Annotated in this window: 15 protein-coding genes; 3 read left to right on the forward strand and 12 right to left on the reverse strand. The window is 56.6% G+C overall.

Going from position 1 to position 15,799, the window contains the following annotated elements:
- Window positions 1-182 precede the first annotated feature (182 nt).
- On the reverse strand, window positions 183-950 hold the full coding sequence (locus ACWKV9_RS07105) for a TerC family protein (RefSeq protein ID WP_483835360.1): 768 nt from the start codon (window positions 948-950) through the stop codon (window positions 183-185).
- A 67-nt stretch (window positions 951-1,017) separates the two neighbouring features.
- Window positions 1,018-2,325: a CitMHS family transporter gene (locus ACWKV9_RS07110; RefSeq protein WP_483835361.1), complete on the reverse strand. Its 1,308-nt coding sequence runs from the start codon at window positions 2,323-2,325 to the stop codon at window positions 1,018-1,020.
- A gap of 338 nt (window positions 2,326-2,663) precedes the next feature.
- Here ACWKV9_RS07110 and ACWKV9_RS07115 point away from each other — a divergent pair, with 338 nt between their 5' ends.
- Window positions 2,664-3,065: a GFA family protein gene (locus ACWKV9_RS07115; RefSeq protein ID WP_483835362.1), complete on the forward strand. Its 402-nt coding sequence runs from the start codon at window positions 2,664-2,666 to the stop codon at window positions 3,063-3,065.
- A gap of 100 nt (window positions 3,066-3,165) precedes the next feature.
- Here the strand turns inward: ACWKV9_RS07115 and ACWKV9_RS07120 are convergent, their stop codons facing one another.
- The 10 genes from ACWKV9_RS07120 to ACWKV9_RS07165 form a co-directional block, all read right to left on the reverse strand.
- A complete protein-coding gene (locus ACWKV9_RS07120; protein ID WP_483835363.1) occupies window positions 3,166-5,127 on the reverse strand; it encodes a DUF7844 domain-containing protein in 1,962 nt (653 codons plus the stop codon).
- Window positions 5,124-5,444 carry a DUF2388 domain-containing protein gene (locus tag ACWKV9_RS07125; RefSeq protein ID WP_483835364.1) on the reverse strand — a complete coding sequence of 107 codons (321 nt, stop codon included), beginning with the start codon at window positions 5,442-5,444 and terminating at the stop codon, window positions 5,124-5,126. Before ACWKV9_RS07125 ends, ACWKV9_RS07120 begins: the two co-directional genes overlap by 4 nt.
- A 35-nt stretch (window positions 5,445-5,479) precedes the next feature.
- The gene (locus tag ACWKV9_RS07130; protein WP_483835365.1) at window positions 5,480-5,785 is read right to left on the reverse strand and encodes a DUF2388 domain-containing protein; all 306 of its coding nucleotides are present in this window, start codon (window positions 5,783-5,785) and stop codon (window positions 5,480-5,482) included.
- Window positions 5,786-5,890: 105 nt separating this feature from the next.
- Window positions 5,891-6,208, reverse strand: a complete 318-nt coding sequence (locus ACWKV9_RS07135) for a DUF2388 domain-containing protein (RefSeq protein WP_483835366.1) — start codon at window positions 6,206-6,208, stop codon at window positions 5,891-5,893.
- A gap of 365 nt (window positions 6,209-6,573) precedes the next feature.
- Window positions 6,574-6,789, reverse strand: coding sequence for a DUF1127 domain-containing protein (locus ACWKV9_RS07140; RefSeq protein WP_268798615.1), 216 nt, complete (start codon window positions 6,787-6,789; stop codon window positions 6,574-6,576).
- Between the two features lie 316 nt (window positions 6,790-7,105).
- Window positions 7,106-8,602, reverse strand: a complete 1,497-nt coding sequence (gene scpC / locus ACWKV9_RS07145) for a succinyl-CoA:acetate CoA-transferase ScpC (protein ID WP_483835367.1) — start codon at window positions 8,600-8,602, stop codon at window positions 7,106-7,108.
- Between the two features lie 188 nt (window positions 8,603-8,790).
- Entirely contained in the window at window positions 8,791-10,236 is a 1,446-nt protein-coding gene (locus ACWKV9_RS07150) for an NAD(P)(+) transhydrogenase (Re/Si-specific) subunit beta (RefSeq protein ID WP_483835368.1), read from the reverse strand.
- Window positions 10,236-10,556 carry an NAD(P) transhydrogenase subunit alpha part 2 gene (locus tag ACWKV9_RS07155; RefSeq protein WP_483835369.1) on the reverse strand — a complete coding sequence of 107 codons (321 nt, stop codon included), beginning with the start codon at window positions 10,554-10,556 and terminating at the stop codon, window positions 10,236-10,238. Before ACWKV9_RS07155 ends, ACWKV9_RS07150 begins: the two co-directional genes overlap by 1 nt.
- Before the next feature lie 11 nt (window positions 10,557-10,567).
- Window positions 10,568-11,689, reverse strand: a complete 1,122-nt coding sequence (locus tag ACWKV9_RS07160; protein ID WP_483835370.1) for a Re/Si-specific NAD(P)(+) transhydrogenase subunit alpha — start codon at window positions 11,687-11,689, stop codon at window positions 10,568-10,570.
- A 433-nt stretch (window positions 11,690-12,122) separates the two neighbouring features.
- On the reverse strand, window positions 12,123-13,019 hold the full coding sequence (locus ACWKV9_RS07165; RefSeq protein ID WP_483835371.1) for a LysR family transcriptional regulator: 897 nt from the start codon (window positions 13,017-13,019) through the stop codon (window positions 12,123-12,125).
- A gap of 172 nt (window positions 13,020-13,191) precedes the next feature.
- Between ACWKV9_RS07165 and ACWKV9_RS07170 the strand changes: the two genes are divergently transcribed.
- Window positions 13,192-14,373: an acyl-CoA dehydrogenase gene (locus tag ACWKV9_RS07170; RefSeq protein ID WP_483835372.1), complete on the forward strand. Its 1,182-nt coding sequence runs from the start codon at window positions 13,192-13,194 to the stop codon at window positions 14,371-14,373.
- Between the two features lie 9 nt (window positions 14,374-14,382).
- Complete coding sequence (locus ACWKV9_RS07175) at window positions 14,383-15,603, forward strand: CaiB/BaiF CoA transferase family protein (protein ID WP_483835373.1); 1,221 nt, start codon at window positions 14,383-14,385, stop codon at window positions 15,601-15,603.
- The last annotated feature ends 196 nt before the right edge of the window (window positions 15,604-15,799 follow it).

The following is a 15,799-nucleotide window of genomic DNA, read 5'->3' on the forward strand; positions in this document are numbered from 1 at the left end:
ACCGCAGGGAGTCAGAGCCCGTGGGAGCGGACCTGTCCGCGAATGCTGCGGCACAGACATTACAACTGTATCGGATGTTCTGACGTCTTCGCGGACAGGTCCGCTCTCACAAGAGTGTTCTGTTCCAAAACAAAAAACGGGGCATGAACTGCCCCGTTTTCGCAGCAACAGCTTACAGGGCTTTATTGACCCGGTACGTCCTTGCGCAGTTTCACAGGGTCGCTCATGGCTTTCTTCTTCGCCATCGACATGCGCATCTTGATGTTGATCGCTTCCACGGCCAGCGAGAACGCCATCGCGAAGTACACGTAGCCTTTGGGTACATGCACGTCAAAGGCATCGGCAATCAGCACCGTACCGACCACGATCAGGAACGACAGCGCGAGCATCTTCAGCGACGGGTGCTGATCGATGAAGCGGCTGATGAAGCCCGAGCACAGCATCATGACCAATACTGCAACGATGATCGCCGCGACCATGACCGGTACGTGGGACACCATGCCAACGGCAGTGATCACCGAGTCCAGCGAGAACACGATGTCGATGATCGCGATCTGGATGATGGTGTAGATGAACGTGCCGCCCTTGCCTTTAGGCTCATCGAGGCTTTCTTCTTCACCTTCCATACCGTGGTAGATCTCTTGCGAGCTTTTCCACAGCAGGAACAGACCACCAAAGAACAGGATCAGATCGCGACCTGAAATGCCCTGGCCCAGCACCACGAACAAATCAGCCGTCAGCTGCATGACCCAGGTGATCGACAGCAGCAGCAGAATCCGCGTGACCATGGCCAGCGCCAGGCCGAAGATCCGCGTGCGCGGTTGCATCGACTTGGGCATGCGGCTGACCAGAATCGAAATCATGATGATGTTGTCGATGCCCAGGACGATCTCCAGGGCGGTCAGGGTAAAGAAGGCAACCCAGATTTCTGGGTTGGTCAGCCATTCCATTAGGTAATCCTTTGAGCAGTTCTAGTTCTCGCCATCGTCAGTCACGACAGCGAGGGAGTCATTGGCCTTACAGAGTGCTGAACACGGGGAAAATCCCCATCAGCAACGCGGCGACCATTATGCACAGGCAAACCAGCACCGCCCACTTGAGGGTAAAGCGTTGGTGATCTCCAAACTCGATACCAGCCAATGCCACCAACAGATAAGTGGACGGTACGAGCGGGCTGAGCAGGTGGACGGGCTGACCTACGATCGAGGCACGTGCCATTTCCACCGGGCTGATCCCGTAATGGGCAGCGGCTTCTGCCAGTACCGGCAACACGCCGTAGTAGAACGCGTCATTAGACATGAAGAATGTGAACGGCATGCTGACCAGCGCAGTGATGACCGCAAGATACGGCCCCAGTGCGTCCGGGATCACTGCCAGCAGACTTTTCGACATCGCATCGACCATGCCGGTGCCCGACAGGATACCGGTGAAAATACCGGCCGCGAAGATCAACCCGACGACTGCCAGAACACTGCCAGCGTGAGCGGCGATGCGGTCTTTCTGCATGTCCAGGTTCGGATAGTTGACGATCATGGCGATGCTGAAAGCCACCATGAACAACACCGGCAGCGGCAGCAGGCCCATGATCAGGGCGACCATCAGGGCCAAGGTGAGCAGGCCGTTGAACCAGATCAGCTTGGGGCGGCGAGCCTCCGGGAACTGAGAGACGCTGATCTCGCTGTGATCGACTTCATCGCCCGGCAGGTGCAGTTCACCAAGGCGCGCGCGCTCACGCTTACCGTAGAAGTAAGCGATGACCAGAATCGCGACAACGCCCGCGAGCATTGCAGGAATCATGGGCACGAAGATGTCGGACGGGTCTACATGCAGCGCACTGGCTGCTCGTGCAGTCGGGCCGCCCCACGGGGTCATGTTCATCACGCCGCCCGCCAGAATGATCAAGCCAGCCATGATGCGCGGGCTCATGCCCAAGCGGCTGTACAGCGGCAACATCGCAGCGACGCAGATCATGTAAGTGGTCGCGCCGTCACCGTCCAGGGAAACCACCAGTGCCAGCACGGCGGTGCCAACCGACACTTTCACCGGGTCGCCTTTGACCAGCTTGAGAATCTTGCGAACGGCTGGATCAAACAGCCCTGAGTCGATCATGAGGGCGAAATACAGAATGGCGAACATCAGCATCACGCCAGTCGGCGCAAGCTTGGTGATGCCAGCCAGCATCATCGGCCCGATTTCAGAGGCAAAACCGCCGAACAGTGCAAATACGATAGGCACCAGGATCAAAGCAATAAGCGCCGACAGGCGTTTGCTCATGATCAGGTACATGAAGGCGACGACCATGGCGAAGCCGAGGAAGGTCAGCATAGGAAATCTCCAGGCGAAACGTGATTTGAGGAAGACAAGAGAGACGAATCAGCTCAAATCAATGGCGCGTGGAGTGGGATCGAGTCAGGCGTGGAGTGCGGGATGTAGTGCGGGGTAGGAGCAAGCATCAGGTTCACCAAATTTGTTGTTGTTGACTGGGCCGGTGAACGCCGAAACGTTCTGCCTGGCTGACCGGTCTTTTGCCGGCGGTGGCGCGATCCTAATGCGCGAAGCTTTCAACCAGCTTTCGGACACTTTTCCGTTGATCGTTAAATGAATGATGAAGCGATTGACGCACGGGAGTGTCAGACGCTGTAACCGACTTGGGAGAACTGGCTATGAGCGACTTGCACACGGGCGGATGCCATTGCGGCAATCTGCGCTACGAATTCGATGCGCCACTGGCTGACATCGCCCATTGCCACTGCTCGATCTGTCGGCACACGTCGGGCGGGATCGTTATGACCTGGATTTCGGTGCCGATCACTTCATTCAAATGGTTGGCAGGCAGCCCCACCGCGTACGATTCGGGGCCGACTTGCGTGCGCTATTTCTGCAATAACTGTGGGGCGCAGGTGGCGCTGCTCAGTCGTAACAGCCCGGAGGAAATGGATGTCACGATCGCCACCCTCGATCATCCAGAAGACGCCCCTGCCTCACGCCACATCTGGACCGACAATCGCCTGCCGTGGCTGCACCTGGATGAGCAACTGCCGGGTGAGCCCGGTGAAACAATCTGATGAGCCTGTAGGAGCGCGCTCGCCTGCGAAAGGCAGTGGGCCACGAAGAAAGTAACGCCTGACGTACCGCAATCGCGGGCAAGCGCGCTCCTACAGAACTTTACGGCAGTTCCAGCCCGCCTGCGGCCTTGTGCAGTGCCCGTAGGTGCTCGCCGACCTGTTTGAGATTGTCCTCGGTGGCGGCGATTTCCTTCGCGCGATCAGGTTCCAGCAGCGCCCTCACTTCTTTATCCAGATCACCGGTCAGCCGTTGCAATTGTTTCTGGCGCTGACTGCTTTCCGCTTCAAGTCGCTGCCATTCGCCCTCCTGGGGCAATCCATAACCACCACTGCCTAGCAATTCCGCTGGACGACTGAGGAAACCGCTATTGGCGAGGATGTCTTGCAGCGTGCCGGTGGCGTGGGCAACGCTGTTGTCCTTTTGCTCGCGAGCGCTGAGGTAGCGCTGTTTCACTTCATCCTGCGCGAGCAGCAATTGCCGACGCAGGCTGGCCTGCTCCAACAGCAACATTGCCGCACTGGTGCGCAAGTCCGCCTGGGCGAACCAGGGCGTTCGCTCTTTAGCGGGCAATGCGAGCCAATCCTCGACACCGGTCTGTTTGACCGGGAGATTCTTGCGCAGTACGTCGAACATCGCCTGATAGCGATCCCGGTAGGAATCGAAGCGATAACCCAGGCGTAGCGCTTCTTTCGGATCGTCCAGCACGCTGGGGTCCGCCAATCCTCGCCCTTTCAGGACTTCGAGAAGGCCGTTGGGCAAAATGCTGTCCAGACCCTGAAGTTTTGGGTCGTTGGTGCCGCTGCGCAACAGCTTGAGATTTTCCACCGCGCAGTTATTGGAGATGAACCAGTAGTTGCCGTCGTACGCCCAGTGCATCTCGGCGGCGTGCTGCACCAGGCCGTCGATTTCCTCGCGAGAAAGCTTCATCGGTACCGACGCCAGGCTGCGCAGTTCGGTTTTGGTGTATTCGTCGATCACCTGCCCCAGCGGTAAAACGAACAGGCGCGAGGGATAGGCGCCAGTCAGGCCACTCCAGCTGGACAGCTGCAGGTCATTTACAAATGCGCGGTAGGACAGCACCAAGTGTTGGTCCAGATCCAGTCGGCAATCCGGGCCGCGAGGACGTCCGGGTTTGCAGATCACCAGGCGCAGCATCGAATGGCCCCAGCGACTTACAAGATTCTGATTGGCTTCGGCCAGCAGGTAATCCACTTCGTACACGCGTTCAGGATCGAGCTTGCCCAAAGGTTCGCGCGCAAAATCGTTGCCCGCGTTAAGAAACGGATAGCTCTTCGGACATTCATCCTTAATCGCAGGCGCCCAGCCGAAATGCTGTTTGTAATAGTCATAGAGCGCTGGCCGTCGGCACGCATAGGCCGGATCGAGCAGGAAATACTCCATGTTCACGGCTACGAATTCGAGCGGGCTGCTGATCTCGTAGATGTCAGGGCTGCGGGCGACCTGCCCGTTTTTCTCTTCCCGGTCCCCTCGCCTCCCGACATATTGCGGCCAGCCTGCGAGGTCCAGCAGGCGTGGGTCATCGCTCAGGGTGAAGCGGCGGTCGGTCTGGCCTCGGCACTTATCCGGCAGCCCGACCTTGCCCAGACTGTTTTCACGGCGTCCACACATAATGATCAGCGAGCGCTGATTTTCAGGCCAGAACTGGCCGCGGTCATAAATGTGAGTCAGCTCGTGCAGGACCGTGGCGAGCATTTCCTTGCGCACGGTTCCATGAGGGCGAGTCGTTTTGGTCGTGGCGGCACTGCCGTCGGTCAAGGAGGCCAACAGGTTGCGATTCAAGTCCAGCTGCCCGGACCCGTCCGCCTGGCCGTAGGCGTTGGCTGGCATGTGATCGGACCAGCTTACATTGACCTTGCGATCCAGCTTGCTGACAAACAGCGGCGGTAAGGCAGCTAGCGCCTCATCGAGCAGCGTCTGACTGGCCTTTTGCTGAGCCGCGCTCAAGCCTTCGGCGTCAAGCGACAGCGTGAGGTCGGCGAAAGCGCTGGTACACAGCAGCGAGAGCGCAGACGCCATCAGCCAGACGGCAATCCGCCTCACAGTGCGAGGATGGCTTCGGCGAGTACCTGATCACTGGCATTACGCGCTTCGGGCAGACGTTCGCGCAGGGTAACGAAGGCTGCGTCAAGCTGGGCACCGTGGATGTCGCCGTTGGTGGCGACATAGCTGGCGGCGTCGTCTTTGGCCGCGAGGACGATTTTGGAGTCGCGAATAGACGTTGTGGTGTCCGAGGTGAAATCGATGGTGCGGCCAAATGCACGAACGATGATGTTACTGGTGGCCTTCAGAGTTTGTGCCTGAGCCGTGCCTGCCAGCATCAGCAGGCCCAGCGTTGCGGCGATCAACGGGGTACGCATGGAACGTCTCCAAAAATACAGAAGATACAAAGTGGTTATTGGACGAGGATTGCTTGCGCCAGTTCAAGGTCGCTGGCATGAAGTTTTGGCTGGGTCTGGCGCAGATACGTCAAGGCAGACTCCAGCTGTGCTCCTCGCAGTTGGCCGTCACTGGCAATAAAAGCTGCAGCATCGTCCTGGGCGGCAAGTATCAGTTTGTTATCGAAGGGGCCGGTCGTCACTTGAGTCGTGGCGAATCCGGTCTTGACCAGGCTTTGTGTGGAGACATCGAAAGCCTGTGCCTGGGAGATCCAGAGCAGGCTAACAATCGTCGCAATCGACAGGCGAGGCAATAAAGGCATGAGACTCGGGTACTGGTAAATCGAGTTGCAAGGCTAGCGCAATGCCCTGTTCAGAGCTAGTCCGAGAACAGGGCGCGTCAGCTGGAAAGCTGTCTGATCGCTGAATCAGATCGCCAGAATTGCCTGAGCTAATTGAGCGTCAGTGGCGTTGATCTGCGGGGCGATTTCGCGGATGTGCTGGAAAGCACCTTCCAACTGAGCTCCACGGATGTCGCCTTTGGTTGCGACAAAGCTTGCAGCGTCTTCGCGGGCGGCGAGGACGATTTTGTCGTCTTTCAAAGAGGAAGAGATTTTCGAAGTGGCGTTGGACGATGCATCAAGTGCACGGACCACTGCATCAGTTGTAACAACGAAGCTGGATGCACTGGCGCTGGTAGCAGCAATTAGCAGAGCGGCGCCGGACAGTAAACGAAGGCGAGACATAGTAGAACTCCATAAAGTGGCAGAGAAAGCCACGCTTGCGAATAGGCGAGGACGGGCGTCGCTGCGACAGGGTGTGATAATTGGCGCAAAGACTAGCGTAGCGGAGGGATTAGCACTATCACGGCGAATAGCCAGCGCTGTAGCTGCCAACAATACCCAGGCTTCAACCCCCATATGACCCTTTAATAACAAGCACTGTGCTGGTCATTAATGAGCTGGATAAAACTGTACTAGTGCGGCGTCGATTTGTTTTTTTATCGTGCTTGAACGACAAGACCCGTCGCAGTTACCCGCGACGGGTCTTGTGTGTAGCAATTCGGGGTGCTGGTTAAAAGGCTATTGGCCTTGGGACCAGCGGACGCTAATTAGCGCCAGAACGGCTTGCTCAGCTCTTCGTAACGTTGCGATTCGCTGATACCAGCATCGGCCAGAAGACGCGAATCCAGGCGAGCCAGTTGGTGGCGGCTGGAAAGACGACGCTGCCAGAGCATCAGGTTAGCGAAAGCGCGCAGAGGCAACGAGGCTTGGGCGGTTTTTGCGGTTTCTTCGTAGAACAGATCGGAACTAACTGTACGTTCCATGGTGCTTCTTCCTTCCGCTTATGGCGGGATTAGATAGTGACTTGATTGGTGCCAATCTTCCTCTCGTTTCAGCCCCCTCTCCAGACACAGTTCATTTGTATTGTGAGGGTTCAGTTAACTGTTCGGCGGTACTGTTTTGTTCAAAATTAGGGCAACTGTACGGGTTGGCACAATAACAGTGCGTTTTTGCTCGTCAGTAGCGGATTTTGGTGTTTTGTGAGGGTAAAACAACAGGTACAGAAGTACAGTTTTCGCCAGATTAACGTTCAGCCATTGGAATCTGACGACAAATGGTCGTCGTCAGTCTAAAACTGTTTTATTCGCCCGGAAGCATTCGGCCAATTTCTTCGAGATTAATGTGCCAAGCGAGTGCTTCGCGCAGCACATGCGGGGTATGGCCGCCAATGGAGCACGCTCTGTGAAAATAGTCATTCAGTGCGTCGCGATAAGCCGGATGCACGCAGTTATCGATGATGACCCGCGCTCTCTCGCGCGGTGCAAGGCCACGCAGATCGGCAAGTCCTTGCTCGGTGACGAGAATGTCTACATCGTGCTCGGTATGGTCGACGTGGCTGACCATAGGTACCACGCTTGAAATAGAGCCGCCCTTGGCAATGGATTTGGTCACGAAGATTGCCAGATGGGCGTTACGGGCGAAGTCGCCGGAGCCGCCGATCCCGTTCATCATCCGGGTGCCGCCGACGTGAGTCGAGTTGACGTTGCCGTACAAATCGAACTCCAGCGCAGTGTTGATTGCGATGATCCCCAGGCGGCGTACGATCTCTGGGTGGTTGGAAATTTCCTGCGGGCGCAATAACAGTTTGGGTTTGTACTGGTCGAGGTGGTTGTAGACACCATTGTGCTTGCGTTCGGACAATGTCATGGAGCTGCCGGATGCGAAGCTCAGCTTGCCCGCGTCGAATAGATCAAACGTGGAATCCTGCAAGACTTCTGAGTACATGGTCATATCGTGAAAGGGTGAATCCAGCAAACCGGTCATCACCGCGTTGGCGATGGTGCCGACGCCCGCCTGAAGCGGCATCAGCTGGTTGGTCAGCCTGTTCTGGCACACTTCATTCTTGAGAAACTCTACCAAGTGTCCGGCAATGCTTTGGGTTTCGCTGTCCGGCGGCAGTACTGTTGACGGGGAGTCTGGCTGATTACTGATGACGATCCCGACGATCTTCGAAGGGTCAATCTGTACCGCAGGGCTACCGATACGGGTGTCGGGTTTCAAGACTGGAATCGGCAGACGAGTGGGCCGATAGCTGGGTATATAGATGTCATGCAGGCCTTCAAGCTCCAGCGGCTGCGCCAGGTTGATTTCGACAATCACCTCCTTGGCGAGAATTGCGAAGCTGGCAGAGTTGCCCACGGAGGTGCTGAGCACCAGATGGCCTTCCTCGGTGATGGCCACGCATTCGATGACAGCTAGGTCTACGGCAGTGATCTGGCGATTACGCAGCTGTTCGACGGTGTCCGAGAGGTGTTGATCAATGAACATCACCGTTCCGTCGTTGATCGCTTTGCGCAAGGTACTGTCGACCTGGAACGGCATGCGGCGTGACAGTACGCCGGCTTCGGTCAACTGCTTATCGAGATCGTTGCCCAGGCTGGCGCCTGTCATCAGGCTGATCTTTAGCGGCGTCGTTTTGGCACGTTCGGCCAGAGCCTGAGGGACCGCCTTGGCTTCGCCTGCGCGAGTGAAGCCACTCATTCCAACGGTCATGCCGTCTTTGATCAAAGAAGCGGCGTCAGTCGCGCTCATTACCTTGCTCATCAGCGACGGCAGGCGGATACGTTCACGGTACATGGATTGTTATCTCGGACGGGGTAAGCGAATGCCCAGTCTAAAACGTGAAGTTTTTTTCGTCCCACTACCAAGGTCGCATTGGAGGGCTCTAATTAGCGGGTTTCAGGACAAAACACTGTTACCCGAAATGTAAAAACCCTTCAGCCGATACCCGCGCTGAAGGGTTATTTTGTTGCGGACGAGAGCGATTACTCGACGGCTTTGACCATGTCCTCGATGACCTTTTTAGCGTCGCCGAACACCATCATGGTTTTGTCGAGGTAGAACAGTTCGTTATCCAGACCGGCATACCCGCTGGCCATCGAGCGCTTGTTGACGATGATGGTCTTGGCCTTGAACGCTTCGAGAATAGGCATACCCGCGATAGGCGATTTAGGGTCGTTTTTTGCCGCAGGGTTGACCACGTCGTTCGCGCCCAACACCAGTACCACGTCGGCCTGACCGAACTCAGAGTTGATGTCGTCCATTTCAAACACTTGGTCGTAAGGCACTTCGGCTTCGGCCAGCAGGACGTTCATGTGTCCAGGCATTCGGCCCGCCACTGGGTGAATCGCGTACTTCACGGTTACGCCGCGATGGGTGAGCTTTTCAGTCAGCTCTTTAAGCGCGTGTTGTGCGCGTGCTACTGCAAGGCCATAGCCCGGCACGATGATCACGGTGTCGGCGTTGGTCAGCAGGAAGGTCGCATCGTCAGCGGAGCCGGACTTCACAGGGCGTGCTTCTTTAGTGCCTGCAACAGCGCCTGTATCCGTCGCGCCGCCGAAGCCACCACCAATTACGTTGAAGAACGAACGATTCATGGCCTTGCACATGATGTACGACAGAATCGCGCCAGACGAACCCACCAATGAGCCAGCAATGATCAGCATCGAGTTGTTTAGCGAGAATCCGATACCCGCCGCTGCCCAGCCCGAATAGCTGTTGAGCATGGAGACCACGACCGGCATGTCTGCGCCGCCAATCGGGATAATCAGCAGCACGCCGATCACGAACGCCAGGATCAGCATCAGGCTGAAGGCGAACAGGCTGCCGGTGAACATGAAGGTCAGACCAAAGAACAGGGTAGCCAGGCCCAGAATCAGGTTGAGCTTATGCTGACCGGCAAACTGTACTGGGGCGCCCTGAAACAGTCGGAACTTGTATTTGCCGGAGAGCTTGCCAAACGCGATGACGGAGCCTGAGAAGGTGATCGCACCAATCGCCGCGCCAAGGAACAGTTCCAGACGGTTACCCGCAGGGATTGGATCGCCCAGGTGATGAACGATGCCCAGCGATTGAGGCTCGACCACGGCGGCGATGGCGATGAACACCGCTGCCAGGCCGATCATGCTGTGCATGAACGCAACCAGTTCCGGCATCTTAGTCATTTCAACGCGCTTGGCCATGATCGAGCCAGCGGTACCGCCGACCAGCAGACCGATAAGGATGTAGCCGATGCCAGCGGTGGCGCCGTCGGTTGAGAGCGCGGCCAGTTTGTACACCAGGCCTACGGTGGTAAGCACCGCCAAGCCCATGCCGAGCATGCCAAACAAGTTGCCGCGACGTGAGGTGGTCGGGTGGGACAAGCCTTTGAGCGCCTGGATGAAACAGATCGCCGAGACGAGATACAACAGCGTGACGAGGTTCATGCTCATTACTTCGTCACCTCGGTTTTAACTTTGGGCGCTTTCTTTTTGAACATTTCAAGCATTCGCCGGGTGACGAGAAATCCACCGAACACGTTCACGGCGGCCAACGCTACCGCGAGTGTGCCCATGGTTTTGCCAAGCGGGGTAACAGTCAGTGCGGCGGCGAGCATGGCGCCGACGATGACGATGGCCGAGATGGCGTTTGTGACTGCCATCAAAGGTGTGTGCAGCGCAGGGGTGACGTTCCAGACCACGTGGTAACCGACGTAAATCGCCAGCACGAAAATAATCAGGTTGTAGATCCCGGGCGAGATGAACTCTTCCATTTTTTATATCCTCAGCCGTTCTTGCGGATGACTTGGCCGTCGCGGCACATCAGGCACGCGGCGACGATGTCGTCTTCGAGGTTGATCTCAAACTGGCCGTCCTTGGTGAACACCAGCTTCAGGAAATCCAGCAGGTTGCGGGCGTACAACGCGGACGAATCGGCCGCGACCATGGCTGGCAGATTGGTATGACCGACGATGGTCACGCCATGCTCGATCACCACTTGGTCGGCGACGGTCAGCGGGCAGTTGCCGCCTTGCGCTGCAGCCAGATCGATTACCACTGAACCTGGCTTCATCTGCGAGACGGTATCGGCGCTCAGCAGCACCGGCGCCTTGCGGCCGGGGATCAGAGCAGTGGTGATCACGATGTCCGCCAATTTGGCGCGTTCATGCACAGCAACGGCCTGACGCTGCATCCAGCTGGCGGGCATCGGACGTGCGTAACCACCAACGCCGACCGCTGCTTCGCGCTCTTCGTCGGTTTCATACGGCACATCGACGAACTTCGCACCCAGGGATTCGATTTGTTCCTTCACCGCAGGACGCACGTCGGACGCTTCAATGACCGCACCCAGCCGCTTGGCTGTGGCAATGGCCTGCAGTCCGGCAACGCCTGCGCCGAGAATCAGGACGCGGGCCGCCTTCACGGTGCCAGCAGCGGTCATCAACATCGGCATGAAACGCGGATAGTGGTGAGCGGCCAGCAGCACCGATTTGTAACCGGCAATGTTGGCTTGCGAAGACAGCACATCAAGGCTTTGCGCGCGGGAGGTGCGTGGCGCAGCTTCCAGGGCGAACGCGGTGATTCCGCATTCGGCCATTTTGCCAATGATCTCGTTGTTGAAAGGGTTGAGCATCCCGACAACGATCGTGCCCTGTTTGATAAGGGTCAGTTCGCTGTCGCTGGGAGCGACGACCTTCAGTATCAGTTCGGCGCCGAAAGCGTCGCTGACACTGCCAATCGCTGCACCTGCTGCTTCATAGGCACTGTCCGGTACGCTGGCGGTTATCCCGGCGCCCGATTGAACAGTCACCTTATGACCTTGGCCGATGAGCTTTTTGATGGTTTCCGGGGTTGCAGCAACCCGAGTTTCACCCGTCTGGGTTTCGAGGGGGACACCAATGTGCACGTCAAATCTCCTGCGTGATCTTTTTTATGTTTAAAAAATAGGCCAGCGCGCTACGGATGGCGCCTCTGAGGCAGCGATCACCACGTCCCTGCCGGAAATGGCGGGCGCGGCATTTTGCAGGTCAAGCGATGCCCCATCAAGGAATTCTGTAATTGGTCGAAATTTTCACTACAAGTCACCCTGTGACCGTTTGACGCAACGAAACGCTACAGGCCACGAATCCATTGGTGCGTAGCGTGGTAGCAAGTGTTTGAAGAATTTTTCTGGTCGGGTCTGTCTTGGGCTTAGATTATGGCTGCAGACCGCGTCCCATAAAGCTTTTAGCGTGTTTTTGATAACAAACAAAGCTGTTACTTAAATGCGACAAATAAGGACATCTGTAGGTTTTTAAATTGACTGACTACGGGGTCAACAAATTATTTATTCGAATGAATCAAGGAAGTGCGTACTGCTGAGCTTGGTCGACCAACCAGTCGCGAAAGGATTTCAGTGATGCTGACTCCACTTTCCGCTCAGGGATCATCAGGTAATAGGCTTTCAGGCTCGTTAATGCATGTGGGTTAGCGATAACCAGGCGCTTCTCGGCCAGTTCGCGCTGAATCAGGAAAGGCGGAATGAGCGCGACACCCATGTCGTGCATTGCCGCTTGCGCGAGCATGGAGAATAGCTCGTAACGCGGACCTGTCATGTCGCGCGAGATATTGAGGTTCATGGCGTTAAACCACTGCCGCCAGGCGTACGGTCGGGTGGTTTGTTGCAGCAAAGGCATTTCGGCCAGCTCGGCCCCACTGAGATGTGATCGGACACCCAGCAGCGCTGGACTACAGACAGGCATGGGGTTCTCGCTCATCAAGCGGTGAGACTCGGTTCCGGACCAGTCGGCATCCCCGAAATAGATGGCCGCATCGAACTCGGTGTCGGCGAACAAAAAGGGGCGCGTGCGATTGGTGAGGTTAATGGTGACGTCCGGTTGGCGTTGCTGAAAATCTTTGAGTCGGGGCAGCAACCACTGGGTGCCGAATGTGGGAACAACTGCCAGCTCGATCACGTTGGTGCCCTGATGACCCATTACCGAAAGAGTGTCGCGCTCGACGGCATCTAGCTGCGTGGCAACTCGTCGGCTGTATGAAAGGCCAGCTTCGGTGAGTTTCACGCCCCGCCTGGAGCGTCGGAACAGCTCTACGTTGAGGAATTCCTCAAGGCTGCCAATCTGTCGGCAAATTGCACTTTGCGTCAGAGAAAGCTCCACGGCAGCCTTGGTAAAGCTCTCGTGACGGGCAGCAGCTTCAAAGCTGACCAGTGCAGCAGTACTGGGAATTTTGCGGCGCATGTACTGCTTCCTCACCATCGGGCACGGAAATGGGCTCATAGATGTGTTACGGAGTGAGAAATTAGCACAACGCCGTGAAATATCGTCGTTTGCCCGATGAGTGATCGGCGCCTAGGATCACTGCACGACTATTGCGCGGTTCAGCGCACGCACCGATCACGAGGAGATTTTCATGGGCGCCAAAGCGAGTTTTAGCTGGATCGATCCGCTGTTGCTGGATCAGCAGTTAACCGAAGAGGAGCGCATGGTGCGTGACAGCGCCGAGCAATTTGCTCAAGACAAGTTGGCGCCGCGTGTCCTTGAAGCCTTCCGCCATGAAAAAACCGATCCAGCCATCTTCCGCGAAATGGGCGAAATCGGACTTTTGGGGGCAACTATCCCCGAAGAGTACGGCGGCAGCGGTCTGAACTACGTTTGCTATGGCTTGATCGCCCGCGAGGTTGAGCGCGTCGACTCCGGTTATCGGTCCATGATGAGCGTGCAGTCCTCTCTGGTTATGGTGCCTATCAACGAATTCGGCACTGAAGCGCAAAAACAGAAGTATTTGCCCAAGCTTGCTTCTGGTGAATGGATTGGATGCTTTGGGTTGACCGAGCCCAATCATGGTTCCGATCCAGGCGCAATGATCACTCGGGCGAAGAAGGTCGAAGGTGGCTATCGCTTGTCCGGTAGCAAGATGTGGATCACCAACAGCCCTATCGCGGATGTGTTCGTTGTTTGGGGCAAGGACGACGAAGGCGATATTCGTGGTTTTGTGCTGGAGAAAGGCTGGCAGGGGCTGAGCGCTCCCGCCATACACGGCAAGGTCGGTTTGCGTGCCTCTATTACCGGCGAGATTGTGATGGACAACGTGTTTGTGCCCGAAGAAAACATCTTTCCGGATGTGCGAGGTTTGAAGGGGCCGTTTACCTGTCTCAACTCCGCTCGTTATGGCATTTCCTGGGGTGCGCTCGGTGCTGCTGAATTCTGTTGGCACATGGCGCGTCAGTACACGCTTGATCGTCAGCAGTTCGGGCGTCCGTTGGCTGCCAATCAGTTGATCCAAAAGAAGCTTGCCGATATGCAGACCGAGATCACTCTTGCATTGCAAGGTTGCCTTCGCTTGGGGCGGATGAAGGATGAGGGCACTGCTGCGGTCGAGATCACTTCCATCATGAAGCGCAACTCTTGCGGTAAGTCTCTGGATATCGCGCGTATGGCCCGAGACATGCTGGGCGGGAATGGCATTTCCGACGAGTTCGGTATTGCACGGCACCTGGTCAACCTGGAAGTGGTGAATACCTACGAAGGTACGCACGATGTTCATGCGCTGATTCTGGGTCGTGCCCAGACGGGCATTCAGGCTTTCTATTAAGGAGCCGTCATGGGCGCGCTTTCGCATCTGCGGGTACTGGATTTGTCCCGAGTTCTCGCAGGCCCCTGGGCTGGGCAGATTCTTGCCGACCTGGGTGCCGACGTCATCAAGATCGAGCGTCCAGGCAATGGCGACGATACTCGTGCGTGGGGGCCTCCTTTTCTGAAGGACGCTACCGGGGAAAACACTAGCGAGGCTGCTTATTACCTGTCAGCGAATCGGAACAAGCAGTCAGTCACCATCGACTTCACCTTGCCGGAGGGTCAGAAGCTGGTCCGTGAGTTGGCCGCAAAGTCGGACATCGTGATCGAGAACTTCAAAGTTGGAGGTTTGAAAGCGTATGGCTTGGACTACGAGTCCTTGCAAGCGGAGAACCCTCGATTGATTTATTGCTCGATTACGGGTTTTGGCCAGACGGGGCCCTATGCCAAGCGCGCTGGCTACGACTTTATGATCCAGGGGCTGGGTGGCTTGATGAGCCTTACTGGCCGTCCGGAGGGCGAGGATGGTGCGGGGCCTGTGAAGGTCGGCGTGGCCCTCACGGATATCCTGACGGGGCTATATTCGACTTCGGCCATTCTGGCGGCATTGGCGCATCGCGACCAAGGCGGTGTCGGACAACATATCGATATGGCGCTGCTGGATGTGCAGGTTGCGTGCTTGGCCAATCAGGCGATGAATTACCTTACGACGGGCATCGCGCCTCGTCGCTTGGGCAATGCTCATCCCAATATCGTCCCTTATCAGGATTTCCCTACCGCCGATGGCGACTTCATCCTGACGGTGGGAAATGACAGCCAGTTCAGGAAGTTCGCCCAGGTGGCCGGTCAACCGCAGTGGGCGGATGATCCGAGGTTCTCCTCTAATAAGCAGCGAGTGGCGCATCGAGCGGAATTGATCCCTCTCATTCGTCAGGCGACTGTATTCAAAACAACAGCCGAGTGGGTGAGTGCGCTGGAGTCTGCTGGCGTGCCATGCGGACCTATCAATGATGTGGCTCAGGTCTTCGCTGATCCACAAGTGCAAGCTCGTGGGTTGGTGATCTCGCTGCCTCATGCATTGGGCGGAGTTGTGCCGCAGGTTGCCAGTCCTATCAGACTCTCGGAAACGCCTGTTGAGTACCGGCGCGCGCCACCGCTGTTGGGTGAGCACACTTTGGAAGTTCTGACGCGGGTACTGGGGATGACTGATGAGGCTGTCATTGCTCTGCGTACTGCCGGGGTACTGTAGCTATAGTTCCTGACCTATCCTGCACCTATATAGAGAGATGGCTCCTTACTCCTCTATATAGAATAGAGGTCGCCAGAACTTTTTCGGAATGAATGCGAATTAAGGGGTTGACGGCCCTCAGGATCTGTCTATAATTCGCCCCACTTCCGGCGCAGACGAAACGGAAAACTTCTTGTTAATCAAGTAGTTGGACGAA

This window comes from Pseudomonas corni (genome assembly GCF_057128765.1).